This is a genomic window from Micromonospora sp. NPDC003776 (genome assembly GCF_053605645.1).
Genome location: NZ_JBSGJR010000053.1, coordinates 1 through 20608, shown reverse-complemented (window position 1 = coordinate 20608; position 20608 = coordinate 1). Strand labels below are relative to the sequence as shown.

General features: G+C 73.1%; 22 protein-coding genes and 1 pseudogene. 10 read left to right on the top strand and 13 right to left on the bottom strand.

Annotation, left to right across the window (positions count from 1 at the left end):
* Nucleotides 1-93: 93 nt before the first annotated feature.
* From ACWEVO_RS07640 to ACWEVO_RS07610, 7 genes and pseudogenes are all read right to left on the bottom strand, one after another.
* Nucleotides 94-330 (bottom strand): annotated as a pseudogene (locus tag ACWEVO_RS07640) (sigma factor); the annotation flags it as partial.
* A 103-nt stretch (nt 331-433) separates the two neighbouring features.
* Nucleotides 434-1303: a PH domain-containing protein gene (locus ACWEVO_RS07635; RefSeq protein ID WP_452306761.1), complete on the bottom strand. Its 870-nt coding sequence runs from the start codon at nt 1301-1303 to the stop codon at nt 434-436.
* Between the two features lie 6 nt (nt 1304-1309).
* On the bottom strand, nt 1310-1468 hold the full coding sequence (locus tag ACWEVO_RS07630; RefSeq protein ID WP_200215318.1) for a hypothetical protein: 159 nt from the start codon (nt 1466-1468) through the stop codon (nt 1310-1312).
* A 119-nt stretch (nt 1469-1587) separates the two neighbouring features.
* Complete coding sequence (locus tag ACWEVO_RS07625) at nt 1588-2286, bottom strand: DUF6758 family protein (protein ID WP_452306760.1); 699 nt, start codon at nt 2284-2286, stop codon at nt 1588-1590.
* 59 nt (nt 2287-2345) lie between these two features.
* On the bottom strand, nt 2346-2969 hold the full coding sequence (locus tag ACWEVO_RS07620; RefSeq protein ID WP_452306759.1) for a TrmH family RNA methyltransferase: 624 nt from the start codon (nt 2967-2969) through the stop codon (nt 2346-2348).
* Nucleotides 2970-3019: 50 nt separating this feature from the next.
* Complete coding sequence (locus ACWEVO_RS07615; protein ID WP_452306758.1) at nt 3020-3478, bottom strand: hypothetical protein; 459 nt, start codon at nt 3476-3478, stop codon at nt 3020-3022.
* Nucleotides 3479-3575: 97 nt separating this feature from the next.
* Nucleotides 3576-4091 carry a MaoC family dehydratase gene (locus tag ACWEVO_RS07610; RefSeq protein WP_302768842.1) on the bottom strand — a complete coding sequence of 172 codons (516 nt, stop codon included), beginning with the start codon at nt 4089-4091 and terminating at the stop codon, nt 3576-3578.
* A gap of 546 nt (nt 4092-4637) precedes the next feature.
* On the opposite strand from ACWEVO_RS07610, the gene trxA reads away from it, so the two are divergent.
* The 3 genes from trxA to ACWEVO_RS07595 all read left to right on the top strand — a co-directional run bounded on the left by trxA (nt 4638) and on the right by ACWEVO_RS07595 (nt 6485).
* Nucleotides 4638-5006 (top strand): thioredoxin, encoded by a 369-nt coding sequence (trxA, locus tag ACWEVO_RS07605; RefSeq protein WP_452306757.1) that lies wholly within the window; start codon nt 4638-4640, stop codon nt 5004-5006.
* A 145-nt stretch (nt 5007-5151) separates the two neighbouring features.
* On the top strand, nt 5152-5592 hold the full coding sequence (locus tag ACWEVO_RS07600; RefSeq protein ID WP_452306756.1) for a hypothetical protein: 441 nt from the start codon (nt 5152-5154) through the stop codon (nt 5590-5592).
* The gene (locus ACWEVO_RS07595; RefSeq protein WP_452306755.1) at nt 5589-6485 is read left to right on the top strand and encodes an MFS transporter permease; all 897 of its coding nucleotides are present in this window, start codon (nt 5589-5591) and stop codon (nt 6483-6485) included. Before ACWEVO_RS07600 ends, ACWEVO_RS07595 begins: the two co-directional genes overlap by 4 nt.
* 140 nt (nt 6486-6625) lie before the next feature.
* Here the strand turns inward: ACWEVO_RS07595 and ACWEVO_RS07590 are convergent, their stop codons facing one another.
* Nucleotides 6626-7045, bottom strand: coding sequence for a thiol-disulfide oxidoreductase DCC family protein (locus ACWEVO_RS07590; RefSeq protein WP_452306754.1), 420 nt, complete (start codon nt 7043-7045; stop codon nt 6626-6628).
* Here ACWEVO_RS07590 and ACWEVO_RS07585 point away from each other — a divergent pair.
* From ACWEVO_RS07585 to ACWEVO_RS07575, 3 genes are read left to right on the top strand one after another with little or no spacing between them, the layout of a single operon-like run.
* Nucleotides 7044-9167 (top strand): intein-containing Rv2578c family radical SAM protein, encoded by a 2124-nt coding sequence (locus ACWEVO_RS07585; RefSeq protein WP_452306753.1) that lies wholly within the window; start codon nt 7044-7046, stop codon nt 9165-9167. The two genes, ACWEVO_RS07590 and ACWEVO_RS07585, sit on opposite strands and share 2 nt — an antisense overlap.
* 36 nt (nt 9168-9203) lie before the next feature.
* Nucleotides 9204-9920 (top strand): hypothetical protein, encoded by a 717-nt coding sequence (locus tag ACWEVO_RS07580; RefSeq protein WP_452306752.1) that lies wholly within the window; start codon nt 9204-9206, stop codon nt 9918-9920.
* A 50-nt stretch (nt 9921-9970) separates the two neighbouring features.
* A complete protein-coding gene (locus ACWEVO_RS07575) occupies nt 9971-10378 on the top strand; it encodes a CoA-binding protein (protein ID WP_452306751.1) in 408 nt (135 codons plus the stop codon).
* Nucleotides 10379-10390: 12 nt separating this feature from the next.
* Here the strand turns inward: ACWEVO_RS07575 and ACWEVO_RS07570 are convergent, their stop codons facing one another.
* Nucleotides 10391-12277, bottom strand: a complete 1887-nt coding sequence (locus tag ACWEVO_RS07570) for a hypothetical protein (protein ID WP_452306750.1) — start codon at nt 12275-12277, stop codon at nt 10391-10393.
* Nucleotides 12278-12358: 81 nt separating this feature from the next.
* Complete coding sequence (locus ACWEVO_RS07565) at nt 12359-12973, bottom strand: TetR/AcrR family transcriptional regulator (RefSeq protein ID WP_452306749.1); 615 nt, start codon at nt 12971-12973, stop codon at nt 12359-12361.
* 99 nt (nt 12974-13072) lie between these two features.
* On the opposite strand from ACWEVO_RS07565, the gene ACWEVO_RS07560 reads away from it, so the two are divergent.
* Nucleotides 13073-13384 (top strand): hypothetical protein, encoded by a 312-nt coding sequence (locus ACWEVO_RS07560; protein ID WP_452306748.1) that lies wholly within the window; start codon nt 13073-13075, stop codon nt 13382-13384.
* Here ACWEVO_RS07560 and ACWEVO_RS07555 read toward each other — a convergent pair.
* Nucleotides 13381-15342: a zinc ribbon domain-containing protein gene (locus ACWEVO_RS07555; RefSeq protein WP_452306762.1), complete on the bottom strand. Its 1962-nt coding sequence runs from the start codon at nt 15340-15342 to the stop codon at nt 13381-13383. The genes ACWEVO_RS07560 and ACWEVO_RS07555 overlap by 4 nt on opposite strands.
* Nucleotides 15343-15604: 262 nt before the next feature.
* On the opposite strand from ACWEVO_RS07555, the gene ACWEVO_RS07550 reads away from it, so the two are divergent.
* The 3 genes from ACWEVO_RS07550 (at nt 15605) to ACWEVO_RS07540 (ending at nt 17875) form a co-directional block, all read left to right on the top strand.
* Entirely contained in the window at nt 15605-16033 is a 429-nt protein-coding gene (locus ACWEVO_RS07550; protein ID WP_452306747.1) for an RNA polymerase sigma factor, read from the top strand.
* A 740-nt stretch (nt 16034-16773) separates the two neighbouring features.
* A complete protein-coding gene (locus ACWEVO_RS07545) occupies nt 16774-17091 on the top strand; it encodes a hypothetical protein (protein WP_452306746.1) in 318 nt (105 codons plus the stop codon).
* Nucleotides 17092-17200: 109 nt separating this feature from the next.
* On the top strand, nt 17201-17875 hold the full coding sequence (locus ACWEVO_RS07540) for a GOLPH3/VPS74 family protein (protein WP_452306745.1): 675 nt from the start codon (nt 17201-17203) through the stop codon (nt 17873-17875).
* Nucleotides 17876-17948: 73 nt separating this feature from the next.
* On the opposite strand, the gene ACWEVO_RS07535 is transcribed toward ACWEVO_RS07540, so the two are convergent.
* Nucleotides 17949-19622, bottom strand: a complete 1674-nt coding sequence (locus ACWEVO_RS07535) for a phospho-sugar mutase (protein WP_452306744.1) — start codon at nt 19620-19622, stop codon at nt 17949-17951.
* 49 nt (nt 19623-19671) lie between these two features.
* Nucleotides 19672-20526 carry a PsbP-related protein gene (locus tag ACWEVO_RS07530; protein WP_452306743.1) on the bottom strand — a complete coding sequence of 285 codons (855 nt, stop codon included), beginning with the start codon at nt 20524-20526 and terminating at the stop codon, nt 19672-19674.
* Nucleotides 20527-20608: the final 82 nt, after the last annotated feature.

Below are 20608 nucleotides of genomic sequence, written 5' to 3'. Positions count from 1 at the left end.
GGCGGGAGATGAACCCACCCTCACCGGTGAGCCCGAAGGCCATCGGCAGCAGCGCGAACACGGTGGCGACCGCGGTCATCAGGATCGGCCGCAGCGCCGCCGCCACCAACTGGTCGACGTGTTGACCATGACCCGACGCGCGTACGGCTCGGGGGCCTCGATCCCGCCGAGCCGCTTCCACGCCAGGTAGGTCTTGGTCAGTGCGGTCTGGAGCAGGTCCTCGGCGGTCGCCCAGTCCCCGGTCAGCAGGTAGGCGGTGCGCAGGAGCGCACCGGAGCGGGCCGCGACGAACTCGCGGAACTCCTCCTCCAGCGGGTCCCTGCTCGCCACCGCTCACCTCCGCGCCCCGTCCTGCCTGGCAGGTTGCCATGTCCGGGTGGGTCGGGTCGACGGCAAATGGTGTGCAGTCCCTCCGATGTTCGGACGAAAACCTTCACGCCCCGTCGTCGGCCTTGGCCTCGTCGGCCTCCTTGCCCAACCGCGCCTCGACGGCCTGCGGCTCGTACATCTCCTCCACGACGCGCAGGTAGAGCTCGTTCGGGTTGGGCAGGTTCTTGATCTCGCGGAGCGCCTGCTCCTGGCCGGCGGACTCCAGCACGAAGGTGCCGTAGTTGAGCGCCCGTCCGGTCGGGGTCTGCTCGTACTTCATGTCGGTGACCCGGACCAGGGGCATCATCGCCACCCGCCGGGTGATGATCCCGTTGACCACCATCACCCGTTTGTTGGTGAGGATGAAGCGGTCGTACCACCAGTCGGCGACCCGCCAGGCGACCCAGCCCATCACCGCGAACCAGAGCAGCACCGCGACGGTGGTCAGCGCGCCGACGTCCCGCCCGGCGAGGAAGCCGGACAGGTAGCCGAGCACGAAGGTCGCGGCGATGCCGACGAGGATCGGCGTGGAGAGGTGGATCCAGTGCCGCTTCCACTCCCCCCGGTAACGCTCGGTGGGGAAGAGGTAACGGGCCACCAGCGAGCTGGGCTCGTCCTCCAGCGGCAGCACCCGGCGCGGAGCCATGCCCTGCGCGTCGACCCGCAGCCCGGCCAGCTCGTCCTCGGAGATCTGCGGCGGCTGGTAGCCGGCCTCGGGGTCGCGGATCCAGGCCCGGCCCGAGCGCCCCTCGCCGGCATAGCCCGGCCCGTCACCGAACCCGGCGTCGTCCGATAGGGAGGGACCGTCGCCCAGGCCGGGGCCGGCCCCGTAGCCGGGACCGTCGTCGGGGCCGACCCGGGGGATGGGCTCGGTGTCCCGGCGCGACCAGTCCGGGTCGTCCGGGTCGAAGGGCGGACCGGAGGGGCTTCCCATCGGCGGCTAGGCCACCAGGCTCGTGAAGAAGTCGCCGAAGCCCTGAGCAATGTCCATGATGCCGCCGCCGAGGGACTTGGCGACGTCGGCGGCGGAGTTGGGCCGGTAGGCAATGAAGAAGATCAAGAATGCGACCAGGGCCCAGGTGAGGACCTTCTTGACCATGGTGGGCCATCCTCTCGCGCGGCGCCGGGTCCATTTACCCCAGTGGTACCCAGAGTATCAGCATGGTGTCGTACAGTGAATATCTGCGCTCGTCCCCGATCCCCGCCGGTGCCGGCTGGTCAGGCCCGCCCGTGCAGGTACGGAGACGGTGCGCCGTACACGAGTTCGGGCGGTGTCCACTCGGTGAGGTCGTGCAGCACGACTTCTTCCGCGAGGAGGTGACCCGCACTCGCCGGCCAGGCTATCGCATGCAGCCACATTCCCCGAGCCTCGCCGGCGTACGCACTTCGATCTGTCGGCGAATTCACGAGCCACAGTGGAGTCGGGTGACCACCCACTCTGATCTTCGCGTGCGGCACCCGCTCGGGGTGACCAGGCCCGGGGTCGGTGAGCGCCTCCTCGACCTGCGGGCCGGGATCGGGACCGGGCAGTCCCGCCAAGCGGGAACCCAGCCCGACGCCCGGCTCCTCGGCGACGAAGAGCAGGTCGGCCGGCCCACCGTCGAGCGGCGCCGGACCGGCGCAGGCGACCGCGGTGGCCCGGATCCCGCCCCGGTCGTCGCCGGCCCAGGCCACCCCGGTCAGGGTCCACCCCGTGGGCAACGGCCACGGGCACCAGAGCGGTACGCCCGCCCGGCCGGTCGGGTCGCCGGTGGCCGCCACCCGGTCCACCACGCTCGCCATGATCTCTGCACTGATGTGCTCCGGCACATGCAGCGGCGGCACCGGGCCGCAGCGCAGGCACCGGGACTCGCCATGCATCAGGTCCGGCTCCCGGACCGGGCCCGCGCACCTGGGACAACTCACCGCGACGCTCACGTTCCCACCGTCACCCGGCGCCACCCCGCCGTCAAGCGGAGCGGCCCGATAGGTGCCGTTCAGTCCGGCGGCGGACCGGCGTACGCGCGGATCCAGGCGTGCATCGCGATGCCGCTGGCCACGCCGGCGTTGATAGAGCGGGTGGAGCCGTACTGGGCGATCGAGAAGAGCTGGTCGCAGGCCGCCCGGGCGGGCTCGGACAGGCCGGGCCCCTCCTGGCCGAAGAGGAGCGCGCACCGGCGCGGCAGGCTGCTCGTCTCCAGCGGCTTCGAGCCGGGCAGGTTGTCGATGCCCACCACCGGCAGCCGCTGCTCCGCCGCCCAGGCGACGAACTCCTCAATGGTCGCGTGGTGTCGGACGTGCTGGTAGCGGTCGGTGACCATGGCCCCGCGCCGGTTCCACCGCCGTCGCCCGACGATGTGCACCTCGGCGGCGAGGAAGGCGTTGGCGTTGCGGACCACCGTGCCGATGTTGAAGTCGTGCTGCCAGTTCTCGATCGCCACGTGGAAGTCGTGCCGGCGCCGGTCCAGGTCCGCCACCACGGCCTCGCGCCGCCAGTAGCGGTAACGGTCCACCACGTTGCGCCGGTCGCCCTCGGCGAGCAGCTCCGGGTCGTACCGCGGGTCGTCCGGCGGGTCGCCGGGCCAGGGCCCCACACCCACGTCGAGCTGGTCGTCGGTCACGGTTTCCAGAGGGTACGGGCCGTCGCCGCCACCGGCCGCCGGCACCCCGCTCAGCGCAGGTCCAGCGCGCCGCCGAGCCGGTCGAGGAACCGCCGGTCGGCCGGGCTCGAGCCGGCCTCGGCGACCCGGCAGACCCGGACCGCGACGGACTCCACCCACTGCCGGTACGCCGCCGAGTCGGCCGGGTCGGCGCGACGCCGCAGCACCCGTACCGCCGCCCGGCACGCGGCGAGCAGGTCGACGACGTCGGTGAGGCGCTCGTCCCGGGCGGCGGCCCCGTCGTGCCGGGAGTAGATCGCGGAGACCACGGCGCGGACCAGGTCGCTGTCGAAGGCGCGTCCGGCCGCCACCGCGTCGAGGCCGGCGAGCCCGGCGGCGACGCCCCGGGCGGCCCGCCCGGGGCCCGGCGAGGCGGCGGCGACGAGGACCCGACCCGGGAGGTCGGTCAACAGGTCCCACTCCGCCGCGGAGTAGGCGGCGGTGCTGATTCGCTCGCTGCGCTCGCTCATCGGAGGACCTCCGGCGTCAGCATATGCCCCGAAAGGCGGAAAGGACCCCCACCGCCGGGGGAACGGCGGGGCAGGGGTCCTTCGCAATACGTGAGGGTCAGCGCGGCTCGGGGAAGCTCGGCCGCTCCGGGTCCACGCCCTCGGGCACCGCGGCCGCCGCGTACTCCTTCTTGGGGACCATGACCTTGCGGCGGAAGACGCAGACCAGGGTCCCGTCCTGGTTGTAGCCGCGGGTCTCGACGGCGACCACGCCGCGGTCCGGCTTCGAGGAGGACTCCCGCTTGTCCAGCACCGTCGTCTCGCCGTAGATGGTGTCGCCGTGGAAGGTCGGGGCGACGTGCCGCAGCGACTCGATCTCCAGGTTGGCGATCGCCTTGCCGCTGACGTCCGGCACCGACATGCCGAGCAGCAGCGAGTAGATGTAGTTGCCGACCACCACGTTGCGCTTGAACTGGCTCGCCGACTCGGCGTAGTGGGCGTCCATGTGGAGCGGGTGGTGGTTCATGGTGAGCAGGCAGAAGAGGTGGTCGTCGTACTCGGTGACCGTCTTGCCCGGCCAGTGCCGGTAGACCGCGCCGACCTCGAACTCCTCGTAGTAGCGGCCGAACTGCATCCTTGTCCCCTTCGACGGACGGCGATGGAGTTCGGCACAGCATGCCTTACCGCTTGTTAAGGCGAGGACAGGGGCGCTGCTGGCGTGGAAATGTCACACGGGCCGACCCGGGGGGAGACGCAATGAGCGGCGGGGCCCTCCCCGGCACCCGCCGCCCACGCTCTGATGCGGAAGATTCTGCCGCACGGGGACGCCCGACCGACAGAGACGGACGTCACATTTATCTTTTTGTTACGTTACGATCGGTGACTTGTGACCATGGGAAAAGGGATCTCCGCAGGTCGGATACCCGCTCGTCAGGTCTCAAGTTACCGATCCGTAGAGGTCGATCCCGATGATCTCCTTGGAAACGCTCCCATCACGGCACGTCACGCAAATGCACTACACATTTGCGCTCCGCAGCGCCACAGGAACCGACAGTCCTCGATACATCCCGTCGGCGCGCCAGGGATGCACCGCGTTTCGTCGTCCGCGTCCCGGGAATTCCTGGGCGTCCGCCCTGGTTCCATGGGACGTAGAAGCAATCCGCGCTGATCGGAGAGTGCAATGGCAACGGTTGAGCTGACCACCGCCAACTTTGACGAGGTGACCGAGCAGGACGGGATCGTGCTGCTGGACTTCTGGGCCGACTGGTGCGGTCCGTGCAAGCGGTTCGCCCCGGTCTACGAGCGCTCGTCCGAGAAGCACCAGGACATCACCTTCGGCAAGGTGGACACCGAGGCGCAGCAGGAACTGGCCGTCAAGTTCAACATCAGCTCGATCCCGACGATCATGGCGATCAAGGACGGCGTCATCGTGTTCGCCCAGCCGGGGGCGCTCCCCGAGTCCGCGCTCGAGAACCTGATCGAGCAGGTGGAGAAGCTGGACATGGACGAGGTCCGCAAGCAGATGGCCGAGCAGGGCCACCAGCACTGAGCCGAGCCGCACGCTCCGACGGCCGGGTCCCCGACGGGGCCCGGCCGTCGCCGTTTCCGGGGTGCTTCGGTGGCGACACGGTCAGCGAGTCATGGACGACGGATGGAGACCACAGGGGGACTTGGTCCCGTATCGTCCAGACCCGATGGAGACCCTGACCACCCGCGGCCGCGCGATCCGGCTCGGCGCCACCGTGCTCGGGTTGGCGCTGCTCCTCGCCGGCACCGTCCGGGGCACCGACGACGACTTCCCGTTCGGCCCGTTCCGGATGTATTCCACGTCGGACCCGCCGGACGCGCCCGCCCCGGACACCCGCGTCGAAGGCGTCGACCGCACCGGGGCGGTGGTCCCGCTGGATCAGGACGCCACCGGCATCCGCCGCGCCGAGATCGAGGGCCAGCAGTCCCGGTACGTCGCCGACCCGGGCCGGCTGCGCCAGGTCGCCGACGCGTACGCCGAGCGGCACCCGGACGCGCCGGCACTGGCCGAGGTGCGCATCGTGATCCGCTGGTACGACATCCAGGGCGGCCGCCCGACCGGCCGGTGGACCGACCGCACCGTCGTGACCTGGCAGGCCACCCGGTGACCGGCTGGCTGACCGAGGCGGTGCCGCGCGGCCGGGTGGCCGCCTTCCGCACCCTCATCTATCTCTTCGTCGCCGCGGACCTGGTGGTCTTCACCCCCTGGGTGCGCAGCCGGGTGGACGTGCCGGGCGACCTCTACCAGCCGCTGCTGATCGGCCGGCTCCTCCCGCTGCCCACCCCCACCCCCGCGGTGGTCGGGGTGATCTTCTGGGTGCTGCTGGTCCTCGCCCTGCTCGCGGCCACCGGACGCGCGCCCCGGCTGCTCGGCTGGACGGTCTTCGCCCTCTACTTCGAGTGGATGATCGTCGCGATGAGCTACGGCAAGGTCGACCACGACCGGTTCGGGCTGCTCGTCGCGCTGGCCGTGCTGCCCACCGCCGGACGGGCCCGGCACGGCGATCCCACCCGTACGGAGGCCGGCGGATGGGCGCTGCGGGTCACCCAGATCGCGGTGATCTGCACGTACTTCCTGGCGGCCTGGGCCAAGTTCCGGTTCGGCGGGTTCGACTGGGCGACCGGCTCGGTGCTGGCCCGGGCGATCATCCGGCGGGGCACCGAGCTGGCCGACCTGATCGCCCAGGTGCCGCACCTGCTGATCGTCGCCCAGTTCGGCATCCTCGCCTTCGAGCTGCTCAGCCCGCTGGTCTTCGTGCTGCCCGAACGGTGGCGGGTCGCCGCGGTGGGCTTCTTCTACTCGTTCCACCTGGCGACCATCGCGACGATCACCATCTCGTTCGCGCCGCATCTGGTGGCGATGACCAGCTTCCTGCCGCTGGAGAAGGTCCGCCCGGTGGTCTGGGTCCGGCGCCTGCTGGCCCCCGGCCGGAGCGCGGCTGGCACCCCCGGCGACGACGCACCGCCGCTCGTCGACCCGGAACCCGCCGTCGGCACCTGACCGGCGCCCGACCGCACGGGCCCCGGCCGCCATGTCGGCGATCGGCGCAGTCCCGTCGGCCGCGAGACCGCCAGCTCGGCGAGCCGGCGGTGTCCCGCGCCTCGGACACCGCCACGTCGCCGAGGTGGCGCGGGCGGGTGTCAGGAGTCGGCGGTGGGGCGGCCGGTCGGACCGTAGAGGCGCTCCCGGGCCTCCTGTGGCAGCGCGCAGGCGGCGGTGCCGCCGGGCAGTCGGTGCCGGTTGCGGGCCACCCAGCGGTACGCCGGCCAGGCCGCCGCCCGCACCGGAGGCAGGCGCAGGCCGGCACCCGCCACCCGCCAGCCGGGCGCGCTGTCCCCCAGTAGCTTGGCGATGGCGTCCGGGCCGGCCGCGCGGGAGCCGTCGGCGCCCACCCACTGCACCGCCTCCTCGCACTCGGCCTCCGTCAGCCCGAGCGCCGCCAGATCGGCGAACTGCCAGGGCACCACCCGGGCGCCGGTGGGGATCCGGCGCTCGATGAACTGCGCGCAGCGGGTGCAGAACGCGCAGTCGCCGTCGTAGACGAAGGTCGACGTCTCCATGTCCCCATCCTGCACCCGGCCGGCGCACTTCGGTGCCGGGTGTCCGGCGAGTCACTTGCGCATCCGTCGTACACATGTTCGAATGAAGGCCATGCGCTGGGACAACCTCTCCGCTCCCCCGGACGAGGGGACTCCCGACGGGGCAGCGCCAGCGGCTCCACCCCTGCCGCTGGCGCTCCCCGGCGCGATCGCGCGCACCTTCGACACTCCCGGCTTCGCCGGCATGACCTTCTACGAGGTGCGGGCAAAGTCGATCATCAACCGGGTGCCTGGCCAGTCCCACGTGCCGTTCGAGTGGACGATCAACCCTTACCGGGGCTGCTCCCACGCCTGCCGCTACTGCGTCTCCGGCGACACCCTGATCCTGATGGCGGACGGGCGGACGAAGCCGATCAGCGAGCTGGAGCCCGGCGACCGGATCTACGGCACCGAGCGGCGGGGCGCCTACCGCCGCTACGTCGTCACCACCGTCCTCGACAAGTGGTCGACGGTGAAACGGGCGTACCGGGTCACCCTGGAGGACGGCACCACGCTGGTCGCCAGCGGCGACCACCGGTTCCTCACCGAGCGCGGCTGGAAGTACGTCACCGGCGCGCCGGGCGGCGACGGGAAGCGGCCGTACCTGACCACCCGGAACCGACTGATCGGGACCGGCCGGTTCGCCGCCGCGCCCAAGGAGTCGGCCGACTACCGGCAGGGCTACCTCTGCGGCATCGTCCGGGGCGACGGGCGCCTCGGCAGCCGCTTCCGGCTGACCCTGGCCGACCAGGAGGCGCTCGACCGCACCCAGCGGTTCCTCGCCGAGGCCGGCGTGGAGACGGGCCGGTCCCCGGCCGGCGGCACCCGGCGGGCGGCCACCACCCTGCGCACCGCGCGGCAGCGGGACGTCGCGGCGATCGCCGAACTGATCCGCTGGCCGGACGAGCCGACGGACGACTGGCGGCTGGGCTTGCTCGCCGGCATCTTCGACGCCGCAGGCAGTTGCCGCCGGAGCATCTTCCGGATCAGCGGCGGCAGCGACGAGGTCCTCCGGCGGACAGCCCACGCGCTGCGCCGCTTCGGCTTCTCCTGCGTGGTCGAGCCCGCCGGCCGACCCAACCGGGTCGGCCAGGTCCGGCTCACCGGCGGCCTGCCCTCCCGGCTGCGCTTCTTCCACCTGACCGACCCGGCCGTCACCCGCAAGCGATCCATCGAGGGCGCGGCGCTGAAGAGCCAGGCCCGGCTCGGCGTGGTCACGATCGAGGACCTCGGCCTGGAGCTGCCGCTGTGGGACATCACCACCGGCACCGGCGACTTCATCGCCAACGGCGTGGTCAGCCACAACTGCTTCGCCCGCAACACCCACACCTACCTCGACCTCGACGCCGGGGCGGACTTCGACCGGAAGGTGATCGTCAAGGTCAACGCGGGCGAGCTGGTCCGCCGCGAGCTGGCCGCGCCACGCTGGCGCGGCGCGCACATCGCGATGGGCACCAACGTGGACTGCTACCAGCGGGCGGAGGGGCGCTACCGGCTCATGCCGCCGATCATCGAGGCGCTGCGCGACTTCGCCAACCCGTTCTCGATCCTGACCAAGGGCACCCTGCTCCTGCGCGACCTGCCGCTGCTGCGGCAGGCGGCCGAGGTGACCCGGGTCGGGCTGTCATATTCGGTGGGCTTCGTCGACGAGGCGCTGTGGCGGGCGGTCGAGCCGGGCACGCCGAGCCCGCGGCGCCGGCTGGACGCGGTACGCCAGCTCACCGACGCCGGCTTCCCGGTGGGCGTGCTGATGGCACCGGTCCTGCCCGGGCTCAGCGACGACGACGAGTCGATCGACGCCACGGTGGCGGCGATCGCCGCGGCCGGGGCCACCAGTGTCACGCCCCTGCCGTTGCACCTGCGCCCCGGCGCCCGCGAGTGGTACGCGCACTGGCTGGCCCGCGACTTCCCGCACCTGGTCCCCCGCTACCGCCAGCTCTACCGGTCGGGCGCGTACGCGCCGCAGGCGTACCAGCGGGAGGTGACCGCGCGGGTGCGGATGGCGGCGCGCCGGCACGGGCTGCACCGGGCCGAGGCCGGTGACAACCGGCGGCTGCCCGCCGCACCGCCCCCGCCGCCGGCCGAGCAGCTCTCGCTGCTGTAGGAAGGCGCCTCGACACCCGCGCGTACGCTCCAACCCGTGCAGGGGACCATCGATGCGGCGCTGCGACGTCAACGCACCACCATGCTCGCCGCGTTGGCCGTGGGCCTGGCCGCCGGGCTGCTCTCCCGCTGGGCCACGGCGGTCCACTCGCCGCTGTCGCTGCTGGGGCTCATCGCACCGCTGATCGTGATCGTCGTGGCCGTGCGGGAGCTGCTGCACCGACCCGGCACGGCGGAGCTCCAGGTCGACGAGCGGCGCCAGGCCTTCCTCGCCCCGCCGCGGACCGGGCTCGCCTTCACCCCGGTTCTCGCGGGCTGGCTGGCCTACGTGGCGGTCGGGGAATCCACCCTGCTGCCGCTGGCCGTGCTGCTGGCGGCGGTCCTGCTCTTGCTCGTGGTCGTGTACTGGCGCAGGGTGCCGTTGGTGGCGCTCACCCCGGAAGGGATCACCACGGGCGCGCCGCGCGGGGTCGTCGTCCCGTGGGACGCTCTCGACCCGTCCGCCGTCGTCCCGGCCGGCGGCGGCAGCCTGCGACTGCCCGTCGTCCGACCGGACCTGGTCCGGGGCGGCAGGCGAGGGCGCGACCGGATCAGCCTCCCGACCCGGGAACTCGCGGTCGCGCCGGCCCTCCTGGCCGCGGCGATCGCCTACTACACCGCGCACCCCGAGCACCGGGCCGGCATCGGCACCGCTGCCGAGTACGGCCGGTTCCGCCGCGAGTTGGCCGGGGAGCCGCCGGCCGGCCAGGCGTAGGCGCTGCTGTCCCGCACGTCGAAGGGCCGCGGCGGGGTTAGGGTCGGCAGATGCGTTCCGCCCAGCAGATCCTCGCCGACTCCGCCGTGATCGCCGTCGTCGGAGCGTCCCGCGACCCTGGCAAGGCCGCGCACCGCGTGCCGCTGGAGATGCAGCGCCACGGCTGGCGGATCATCCCGGTGAACCCGACGGTGGACGAGCTCTTCGGCGAGAAGGCGTACCCGTCGCTGGCGGACATCCCGCACCCGGTCGACCTGGTGGACGTCTTCCGCCCGGCCCAGGACGCGGTCGAGGTGGTCCGGCAGGCGGTGGCGGTCGGCGCGCCGGCGGTCTGGTTGCAGCTCGGGATCGTCTCCGTCGAGGCGCGGCGCATCGCCGAGGAGGCGGGCATCGACTACGTCGAGGACCGGTGCCTGATCATCGAGCGGGCGGCCGGCCGCCTCAGCCGGCGCGGCTGAGGTTCGCGTCGCTCACGGGCCGACGACCAGGGTGTAGTTGGCGAACCCGTCGGTGATCACCGCCCGCCCGTCGGGGGCGACGGCCATCAGCCAGCGCCGCCGTTCGGGGAAGAACCCCTGGTCGGTGAAGGTGTAGTAGGGAACCTGGACGAGCGGTATCCGCCGCGGACCAGGGCAGGAGTCATCGGCGCAGACCTGCAGCACGGCGCGGCCCGACATCGGCGCGGCACCGACCTGGACCTGGAGGCCGTCCGGACCGCCGCGTTCGACCACCATGTCGTAGACCGCGCCCTGCGGACCGTGGGCGGTGGCGAGCGGCGCCCCGTCGCCGCAGCCGTCCGGGCAGTCGAAGATGCCACCAAAGTCCAACGACCTGAGTTCCGCTTCCGGCGGCATGCCGGGCGCTCCGCCACCGAACGGCGCGATCCCGGTTCGGCGGCAGTCCGGGGTCGTGCACCAGCCGACCGAGAGCACGCCGGTGGACGGCGACCAGAAGGCGACGACGGGTTGTCCCCCGGGTCGGGCCCGGATGATCAGCCGCGCCGGCGAGTCGCCGGGCGACTGGAGCGCGCCGTCCACGGCCCCGAAGCTGGTGACCGTCGGGTCCACACAGCGGACGTCGTGGCAGCGGATCAGTTTCAGCTCGACCTTGCTGGCCTGACCGCCGGCCGCCGCGCCGCCGGAGCCCGGGGGCCGGATCTCCGTGGCGCTGGCGAGCAGGATCTCCCCGGCCGGGGACAGGGTGATCGCCGCCGCGCCGGAGCCGCGCAGCGCGCTCAGCTCCCCGCCGGCGCGCCGGCATACCCGGCGGGCATCGCACTGCTCCAGCTCGTACTGGCCGAGGGCGTAGACCGAGCCGTCCGGGCCGAACGCCGCGTCCCCGTACGGCGCGAACATCGTCACGGAGAGCGCGGTCCGGCGAGTTGTCCGGCACCGGTCGTCCAGGCAGTCCTCGATGCCGTTCTGGCCGACCAGGATCGGACCCCGATCAGCGGGCCAGGCCACCGCGACCATCCGGTGCAGGGATCCCGGTAGGACGGTGACCTCGGGCAGTCGCTCCGCCGCGACGACGCCGCCGGCGAGCACCGTGGGGAGCAGCACCCCGGCGACACCCAGCGGGACGGCGAGCCGCCTCGCGCGCCGGGTGAACGGGCGGGCGGGATCGGGGCCCGGCGGCGTCCCGTCACCGCCGCGCGCCTGGCGCAGCCCGGGCAGGTCGCCGTACACGGCGAGCAGGGTCCACGCCTGGACGGCAGCCACCGCGATCAGGCTCAGGTCCCGCAGCAGCCAGGCGAGGGCGCCCTGGATCGGCCCGGAGACGCGCTCCTCCAGGTGTCCGAAGGCCCAACCGTGCAGCAGGGCCGGTGCGGCCACCCCGACCATCAGGGAGAAGGCGAAGCTCGCCACCAGACCGCGTACGTCGACGGAGGCCGCCCGGAACGCCGCCCGCCCACACAGCCCGTCGAGGACGGCGATCGGCGGGACCAGCGCGACGCGGACCAGGAGCGGGGCGATCGCCAGCGCGAGCAGCGCCCCGACGACCCAGACCACCGCCGGACGGGTGGGCAGCACCAGCCCGAGCAGGAGAAACGCGGCGAGCACCGTACCGGCCCCGGCGAGCAGGGCGGCGCAGACCGTGGGGAGCGCCCGGAGGGCGCGGCGCAGTGGCCGGTCGAGCGGGGCCGCCGCAGCGATCCCGGCGGTCACCGCCCAGGCCCAGACGACCGGCACCACGAGCGCGTCGACCACGCCGGCCGGCAGGACGAGCAGCCCGTTGACGACCCGCGCCGGATCGGCGCCGGCGAACGGGAGCAGCCCGAACAGCACCCGGACCAGCGAGAGCGGTACGAGGACCGCGGCCAGGACGGGGAGCGCGGCGCGGCGGCGCGGGGTCGGCATGGCCCGTACGGTAGGGCCCCGACACCATCCCGGCTGCCCCGTCACGCCGCGGACGTGGCCGGACGCGTGAGCGACCGACGCTCAACTGCCTGCTTGCGCCGGCCCGCAGATCAGGTCGAGTTGGGTGTCCAGGGCGGCGAGCGCGGTCTCGGCCGGATAGTGCCCGCCGAGCAGGTAGATCCCGAGTCCTTCCAGGACGGCGAGCAGGCCCACGGCGGCCCGGTCCGGGTCGACCCGGTGACCGGCGGGCCGGGCGGTCTGTGCGGCGCGGATCTGCCCGGCGAGGAAGCCGAGCAGGGCGGCCGTCTCCTGATGCAGGGCCGCGGCGACGCCCGGCCGTACCGCCGTATAGGCCAGGAAGGCCACGGCCACCCGGCCGTCCGCCCGGCGCGCCTCATCCAGGGGCAGCAGCTCGACCAACATGGTGCGCAGCAGCGTACGCGGGGCGGATTGGCCACCGAGCGCGGCGACCGCCCGGGTGACCCGGGCCTCGCTGTGTTCGCGCACGACGGCGAGGGCGAAGGTCATCATCTCGTCCTTGGTGCGGAAGTAGTGCTGCACCATCCCGGCAGAAACCCCGGCCTCCGCCGCCACGTGGCGCAGGCTGACCGCCTCCAGCCCGCGTTCGGCCGCCACCCGCATGAGGGCGTCGGCGATCAGCTTGCGGCGCTCGCCGTGGTCGACCCGCTTCGGCATCCGCCCATGCTTTCACAATACGAGTGCATTGACAGGCCGGACCCCCGCCGGATACGTTGCGACTGCATTGCAAAAACGCGAGCGGCCGAGGGGTGACCTGTGCGGGGGCGAGATTTGGGCGCACTGCTGGCAGGCGCCGTCCGGTACGAGATCGGCATGTGGCGCAGTCTCTTCCGCTGGCTCCTGCGCCGACCACAGACCACGGAACCGGGAGCCGAGGTCTTCGGCTACGTCGGCGTGGTGCAGCCGATCCTGATCGCCTTCATCGTCCTGTCAGCGGTCGAGATCCCGATCTTCGACCTGATCCTCCGGCACACGCTGCCCTGGCCGTCGGTACGGACGGTCGTGCTGGCGCTCGGCGTCTGGGGCCTGCTGTGGATGATCGGACTCTTCGCCAGCGTCTCTAATTAGCTAAGCGATCCTGAGTCGGATTGAGTGTCCGGGATCGTTTCCCACCTGGGTGGGGTCGCGTGGGCGTGGAGGTGGAATCCGGCGCCCAGGGCGGCTCCGCGTGGCCGGTGGCCGGTGGTGGGTGTGCTGATCGTGTTCACGTCCTGGTGCCGGTGGGCTGCGCGGGGCAGCCTGGGCCGGTCCGTTGGTGCGTGTCCCTCCGGACGCTTGCCCGCCCGGCCGTGGTGGGGCCGGGTGGGGGAGGGTGCCCTGCGTCGCCTGGGCGCGGGGCGTGGTGGCTGGTGCCGGGTGGGGCCGGTCTTCGACCGATCCTCCCGGCTGGTCTTGGTGATGACCGCGCAGGCTTCGAGTGTGTCGACCACGGCACAGATGATCATCTGTCCGCTGGTCTTGTCGGTGACGGTCTTGGTCTGGTGGGTGAGGCCGCGGGCGGCGATGCGCCGCCAGGCGCCGTGGTCGCGGTCGCCCTGCCAGCCGCACTCTTGCCTGTTGGGGCAGATGGCCCATTTCCAGCCTGGGGTGGTGGGCTGGTCGGGTGCTTTGCGATGGTGCAGCGGGGTAAGGCACTGCGGACAATGTTTGGAGGTGTTGCGGGCCGGGACGCCGACCACGGCGATACCGGTCTCGGCGGCGAGGTGCCGCGTCCGGTCGACGATCTGCCCGCGGACCTGCTGCGACAGGCGCGTGTTCAGGGTGGCGCCCATGCCCTTGGCTTCCAAAGATCGTAGGTCTTCCACGTAAATGACGGTCGCGCCGGCGGCGATCGCCTGGTCCACCGTCCAGCGGGCGGCGGCCCAGGCGAGCGCGGCGTTCAGGTTCTGGCGGCGCTCGGACACGTGTCGGATCTCGTCGCGCAGCACGGCAAGCTTGCCGAGCAGGTGATGCTGCGAGTCGACGCCGATGAGCCGCTGATAGTGGTCGGCCTTGGCGCACAGCCGCTCGGACAGGCGGCGCAGGCGATGCTGCTTGGCCAGCACTCCGGCAGCCCGGAACTGGCCACCAGCCCCCAACGCGGTGATCCGGCCATCGGCATGCCGTCGCAGGGCCCCCGCGCTCAGCAGCGTGTTGAGGCCCCAGTCCACCCCGAGCGCCACCGGGTGACCGGTGCGACGGGCTGCCGGCACCGCATGCGTGTAGGCGACGTCGGCGCGGACCTGCCGGCCGACCACGCGCAGGGTGGGTAGGTGCAGCACCGCGCCGGCCGGGACGGTGGGCGGCAGGGTGATCGGGCAGGCCACCCACGTCCAGTCCCCGTACGTGACGGGATCCGGACGGGTGGGCAACTGCAGGCGCAGCAGCACCCTGCCTGGGTCGGTGTCGCTGCGTTCGATGGTGGCCTGCTGCCGGTCGCACGCCGCAAGCAGCAGCATCCGCGGCACCTTCGGGATGCCTTCCAGTTCGAACACGTCCACCGGGAGGCGGCCGTTGGCGTTGAGGAACCGGGCCACCTGCCGCGTGCGCGCTTTGACGACGTCGGCCGGCAGATCCTTCCCGCCAGGGATCGCCTCCCGCACCTGATCCCACTCCTGCCCGGTGCGCTTACGCGGGTCGGCCGGCCAGGATGCCAGGACCGCGGCGGTCAGATCGGCACGCCACGTCACCGACCGCAGCCCACGGCCGGCCTGCTCCTGCGCCATCCGCACGATCCGATCATTAACCCTCATACCCTCCGGGACGGTGACGGTCCAACCCAGCCGCCGCAACGCCATCCACGCGTTCGACGGCAACCGTCGGCCCCCCGCGTCCACACCGGAGGCCAACACCTGCACATCGACGGCGTTCCACCGCTGCGCCAACAGCCCAGAGACCATGCCCGCCACCAGATCGGCACACCACCCGACACGCTCGGCCAGCACCGCCTGGGACAGGACCTGCCCGGTCTTCTCATCCACACCGGCGCGCACAAAAGCCCGGACGCAGGCGGTGCGGGAGGCCTCGCCCGCAGCCAGCGACACCATCCGACTCACCCGCCACCAACCTCACCACACCCAGACCCGGCCAACATGACAGCACCGCCACACGGCAACACTCACCGCCGGCGCAGACCACCCCCACCGCCCCGCATCAAACCAGAAGACACCGACACCCACGACCGACCAACGATCACTGACGATCCTTAACCAGGTCCTTCAGCCTCTACGCCGCGCACTACCCGGACATCGTCCGATACGGCCTGCGGCGTCTGCCGACGCCGACGCCGCCGCCGAACTCGCCCAGGACGTGTTCGTCGTCGTCTGGCGACGGCGCGGCGAGGTCCCCGAACGCGCCCTCCCGTGGCTCTACGCCGTCGCCCGCCACGCCGTGGCCAACCGGTGGCAGCACGGGCGGGGCGCCCCGACCCTGCTCCCACTCAGCGAGGCCGACCAGGTGCCGGCCGGGCTCGTCGGGCCCGACGGGGTGGCGCCGGTGCTCGACCTGCACCGGGCGCTGCGGGCGCTGCCCGAGGCCGACCAGGAGATCCTCCGGCTGGTCGGCTGGGAGGACCTCAGCGTCGCCGACGCCGACGCCGTGCTGGGCTGCACCCGGTCCGCCGCCGCGGTGCGCCTGTTCCGGGCCCGGCGGCGACTGCGGTCCGCGCTGGCCACCTGCTCGCCCCGCCACGATCCCCGGCCGGCGTCCGCCCATGTCTGGGCCTCCACCGATGTCTGAGCGTCCGCCCATGTCCGAGAGGAGCAGCATGCACACCCAGCAGCAGGTCCGCGATCTTCTGGGCCCGGCCGACCCGGCCCGTGGCGTCGTCGTGGCGGCGGCGCCGCTCTCCGCGCACGACCTCATCCTCCGCGCCGAGAACGCGGCGCCCACGGCGATGCCCTCGTCCCGCCGGCGCCCGAGCCGCCGCACGCTCCTCGTCGGCGCGGCCGTCGCGGCGGTGGCGTCCGCCGGTCTGGTGCCGGTCCTTCGGCGCCACCCGGCATCCACTGGACCGACCCCGCAGGCCGACGGGACCGTGCTCCAGCCGTGGGCTACGAGATCGCCACCGACGGCGAACCGGCCGGACCGCACCTGCGGGCGCTGGCCGGGCACCTGGTTGATGCGTCCTACGACCGTGAGGGCGGCCGCTACGCCTACCAGCGAAGCAAGTCCTGGGGCGGCATGAGCTTGCTCTCGCCCGAAGGCTACGTGGCCAGCTACGTGGACGAGCGCCGCACCTGGACGACGCCCGACGGGCGCCGGTGGTCCGACCGGACGGTGCTGGACATCGAGTTCCCGACGCGGCGTCCCGGGACTACTGGACGAGGCAGACCCCCAGACCGGCCCCGTCGGGAACGAGGCCCCCCGACGGGCCTCGCGAGGAACCCCGGGACCTGGCCGCCGGGCGGCGGCTGCCCGGTGACCCTGCGGCACTCGCCCGCCTGCTGCGGAGCGGCCGGCCGGCCGGCGACGTGGCCATGGCGGTGTACGGGGTCTTCTCCGAGCACCTGGTCCCGCGGCGGACCCGCGCCGACATCCTCAACATCCTGGCCGGGATTCCCGGCTTCGTGTGGCGGGGCCGCGTCGTCGACCGGGCCGGCCGCGCCGGCCTCGGCGTGACCGCCGACCTCACCCCAGCGGCAGGGCAGCAGCCGGAGCGGGCGCAGATGCTGCTGGTGTTCGACCCGGCCACCGGCGAGCTGCTCGCGCACGAGTACCTGGAGCTGGCCCCGCACCACCGGGTGCTGCACTACGCGCTGCTGCTCGAGGGCCGCCGCACCGAGACGGTCGGCTGACCGTCGTACCGTCGTGGGCGGGGCGCGCGTCCCGCCCACGACGTGCGTCGGCGCGCCATCGGTGAGGAGTTCGTGCGCGGGATGCGCGCACCCGCTAGCGTCTGCGGCCATGACTGGTGTTGCGCTCGCCGAAGAGCTGCTGCTCCTCGCCTATGACGACGAAACCGGCAAGGCCACCATGCCGCGGATCAGCCTGGATCTCGGGATGGCCGCCGCGGTGCTGGTCGAGCTGGCCCTGGCCGGCCGGATCGCGTACGCCGAGGGTTCCCTGGCGGTGATCGACCCGGCCCCGACCGGCGAGCCCATCGCCGACGCGGTCCTGGCCAAGATCGCCGCCGACACCCCGCACACCCCGTCGTCCTGGGTGCAGCGGCTGCGGCACGGTCTGCGCGACCGGATCCTCGGCGACCTGTGTGGGCGGGGGGTGGTCCGGGACGTCGACGAGACCGAGCTGGGCTTCATCCACGTGCACCGGTACCCGGTCGCGGACGCCTCCGTGGAGGCGGACATCCGGCACCGGCTCGCCACCGCGCTGACCAGCGGGCAGCTCCCCGACGAGCGGACCGCCGCGCTGGCCACCCTGGTGGCCGTGCTGCGAATGGAGCCGGCGCTCGGCCTGACCGGCAACGCCGCCACCGACGCCCGCAAGCGGCTGGAGGAGATCGCCAGCACCGCCGGCTTCTCCGGCGACGTGAGCCTGGACGACAGCGTCGTCCGTCCCTCGATCAGCCTGGTCATCGCGGCCCTCGCCGAGGCCGTCGACGCCGCCCTCGGCAAGCGGTAAGGAAGGGCCCCCTCTCAACGCCTGCGGTAGAGCAGGGGCCCCTCCTCAACAAGAACGGACCCCTGCTTACTGCTCAGTGGCCGAGGGCCTGGGCCACCTCGGCGCGGAGGGTGGCGACAGCGGCCGCCGCGCGGGTGCGGGCCGCCGCCACGTCGCCGTCGGTGACCGGCTCCACCACCTCGAGGTACGCCTTGAGCTTCGGCTCGGTCCCGGAGGGGCGGATCACCACCCGGGCGGCGTCGGTGCGCAGGATCACCACGTCCGCCCCGGGCAGCAGGTCGGACGCCTCGGTGACCGGGTGCCCCAGCAGGGCGGTCGGCGTCGCCGTCCGGATCCGGGTCATCATCTCCGCGATCATCCGCAGGTCGTCCACCCGGACCGAGAGCTGGTCGGTGTGGTGCACGCCGAACTCGGCGGCCAGCTCGTCCAGCCGGTCGTTGAGCGTCCGCCCCTCGGCCTTGAGGCCGGCGGCCAGCTCGGCGACGGTCAGCGCGGCGGTGATCCCGTCCTTGTCCCGGACGTGCGCCGGGGCGACGCAGTAACCGAGCGCCTCCTCGTAGCCGAAGACCAGCGGCTGGGTCCCGCCGCCGGCCCGGACGATCCACTTGAACCCGGTCAGCGTCTCGTCGTACGGCAGGCCCCGCGCGGCGCACATCGCCCGCAACAGGGACGAGGACACGATGGTGGTGGCGTACAGGCCGGTCACCCCGCGCCGCATCAGGTGGTCGGCGAGCAGCGCGCCCACCTCGTCCCCGCGCAGCATCCGCCAGCCGCCCGGCGCCGTCGGGTCGGGAACGGCGACCGCGCAGCGGTCCGCGTCCGGGTCGTTGGCGATGGCCAAGTCCGCCCCCGTCGAGCCGGCGAGCGCGACGAGCTTGTCCACCGCGCCCGGCTCCTCCGGGTTGGGGAAGCTCACCGTGGGGAACGCCGGATCCGGCTCGGCCTGGTCGGGCACCACCCCGGGCACCGGGAACCCGGCCCGGGCGAAGGCGGCGGTCAGCACCGCCGCCCCGACCCCGTGCAGCGGGGTGTACGCCACCTTCAGGTCGCGCGGGCCGGTCGGGTCGACCACCTCGGCGGCCCGCTCCACGTACGCGGCCACCAGGTCGTCGCCGAGCACGTCGCCGGCCGGGCCGAGCGGCACCTTGGCCAGCGGCCCGACCGCCCGGATGGCCGCCTCGATGCCGGCGTCGGCCGGCGGCACGATCTGCGCGCCCGCGCCGAGTTCCCCACCCAGCCCGGCGCCCAGGTAGACCTTGTAGCCGTTGTCCTGCGGCGGGTTGTGGCTGGCGGTCACCATCACGCCGGCCACCGCGCCGAGGTGCCGCACCGCGTACGCGAGGACCGGAGTGGGCAGCGGACGGGGCAGCAGCAGCGCCGGGCGCCCCGCGCCGGTGGCGACCTGGGCGGTGCGCTCGGCGAAGGCCCGGGAGCCGTGCCGGGCGTCGTACCCGATCACCAGCGGGCCCTCGCCGCCCTGGTCGGCGAGCCAGCCGACCAGCCCGGCGGCGGCCTGGGTGACCACCGCGAGGTTCATGCCGTTCGGGCCGGCCCGCAGCGGGCCGCGCAGCCCGGCGGTGCCGAAGGTCAGCGGCCCGGCGAACCGGTCGGCCAGCTCGGGCGCGCTGCCGGGCAGGCCGTCCAGGACGGCGCGCAGCTCGTCGCGGCTGGCCGGGTCGGGGTCGTCGTCGAGCCACCGCCGGGCGTGGTCGCGAAGTTGGTCGAGATCGGTGATGTCCGCCGCCATTGCCTCTTGATAGCACGGCGGCGGATCACCACTGCCCGTCGGCCTCGACTCAGCTGCCTCCGCCGAACTTGAACGAGCTCGCCATCGCGTCGAAGATCGGCTTGCTGGCGGCGAAGTCGCCGTCGTTGGCGGTCAGGTAGAACGAGTAGATCTTGCCGTCCTGCGCGACGCCCCGCCACACCCCGTGCCGCTTGCTGTCGCCGTCGCCGCAGGTGTACTCGAACTCGGCGGCCGGCTTGCCGGCCAGCGTCGTGTCGGTCATCGCGAGCTGCTCGTACGGCTTGGCGCAGGACTTGGCCTTGGTGCCGAGGTTGCGCGAAGCGAACTCGGCCCAGCTCTTCGAGGTGCCGTCCCACTTCTCGGCGAGGACGCGCACCTTGCGGCCGTCCTGCTTCGGGTCGACGAAGTCGACGAAGACGCCGCCGGCGTTCTTGTCCCAGCCCTTCGGCACCTGGAGGGTGACGCCCTTGACCGACTGCTCCTGCATGTCCACCGGGGGCGCGGCCTGGGCCGTCTCGGTGGGCAGCGAGGTCACGATCGGGGGCGGGCCGTCGTCGCCGCCGCCGGAGAGGGCGATCACCCCGACCAGCAGCAGCACGGCCACCCCGCCGGCCACCGCGAGCTGCACCTTGCGTGGCCAGCCCTTGACCGTGCCGACCAGCTGGCCGACGCCCTTGCCCTTGCCGGGGCCGCCGGCCGGGGCCGGGGCGGTCCACGGCTGCCCGGTGCCCGGCACCGACCACTGGTTGCCCGCGTACACCGGCTGGGTGGCGTCCGCGCCCCGGCCGTAGACCGGCTGGGTGGCGTCCGGGTGGCCGGTGCCGATCCGCTGCGTGGCCTCCGGATATCCGCCGCCGAAGCGCTGGGTGGCGTCCGGCCGGACGCCCGGCGTGATCCGCTGCATCGAGTCCGGCCAGCAGATCGGAAGAGCACACGACAGAACTCCAGACACAAAATACGCGATAGCGTAAGGAGTTTTAGACTTG

What these genes read in the sequence shown, in the direction of transcription:
- ACWEVO_RS07635 (WP_452306761.1), bottom strand. Translation starts at nt 1,303, where the DNA reads ATGGGAAGCCCCTCCGGTCCGCCCTTCGACCCGGACGACCCGGACTGG.
- ACWEVO_RS07630 (WP_200215318.1), bottom strand. Translation starts at nt 1,468, where the DNA reads ATGGTCAAGAAGGTCCTCACCTGGGCCCTGGTCGCATTCTTGATCTTC.
- ACWEVO_RS07615 (WP_452306758.1), bottom strand. Translation starts at nt 3,478, where the DNA reads ATGAGCGAGCGCAGCGAGCGAATCAGCACCGCCGCCTACTCCGCGGCG.
- ACWEVO_RS07610 (WP_302768842.1), bottom strand. Translation starts at nt 4,091, where the DNA reads ATGCAGTTCGGCCGCTACTACGAGGAGTTCGAGGTCGGCGCGGTCTAC.
- trxA (WP_452306757.1), top strand. Translation starts at nt 4,638, where the DNA reads ATGGCAACGGTTGAGCTGACCACCGCCAACTTTGACGAGGTGACCGAG.
- ACWEVO_RS07600 (WP_452306756.1), top strand. Translation starts at nt 5,152, where the DNA reads ATGGAGACCCTGACCACCCGCGGCCGCGCGATCCGGCTCGGCGCCACC.
- ACWEVO_RS07585 (WP_452306753.1), top strand. Translation starts at nt 7,044, where the DNA reads ATGTCCCCATCCTGCACCCGGCCGGCGCACTTCGGTGCCGGGTGTCCG.
- ACWEVO_RS07590 (WP_452306754.1), bottom strand. Translation starts at nt 7,045, where the DNA reads ATGGAGACGTCGACCTTCGTCTACGACGGCGACTGCGCGTTCTGCACC.
- ACWEVO_RS07575 (WP_452306751.1), top strand. Translation starts at nt 9,971, where the DNA reads ATGCGTTCCGCCCAGCAGATCCTCGCCGACTCCGCCGTGATCGCCGTC.
- ACWEVO_RS07570 (WP_452306750.1), bottom strand. Translation starts at nt 12,277, where the DNA reads ATGCCGACCCCGCGCCGCCGCGCCGCGCTCCCCGTCCTGGCCGCGGTC.
- ACWEVO_RS07565 (WP_452306749.1), bottom strand. Translation starts at nt 12,973, where the DNA reads ATGCCGAAGCGGGTCGACCACGGCGAGCGCCGCAAGCTGATCGCCGAC.
- ACWEVO_RS07555 (WP_452306762.1), bottom strand. Translation starts at nt 15,342, where the DNA reads ATGGTGTCGCTGGCTGCGGGCGAGGCCTCCCGCACCGCCTGCGTCCGG.
- ACWEVO_RS07545 (WP_452306746.1), top strand. Translation starts at nt 16,774, where the DNA reads ATGGCGGTGTACGGGGTCTTCTCCGAGCACCTGGTCCCGCGGCGGACC.
- ACWEVO_RS07540 (WP_452306745.1), top strand. Translation starts at nt 17,201, where the DNA reads ATGACTGGTGTTGCGCTCGCCGAAGAGCTGCTGCTCCTCGCCTATGAC.
- ACWEVO_RS07535 (WP_452306744.1), bottom strand. Translation starts at nt 19,622, where the DNA reads ATGGCGGCGGACATCACCGATCTCGACCAACTTCGCGACCACGCCCGG.
- ACWEVO_RS07530 (WP_452306743.1), bottom strand. Translation starts at nt 20,526, where the DNA reads ATGCAGCGGATCACGCCGGGCGTCCGGCCGGACGCCACCCAGCGCTTC.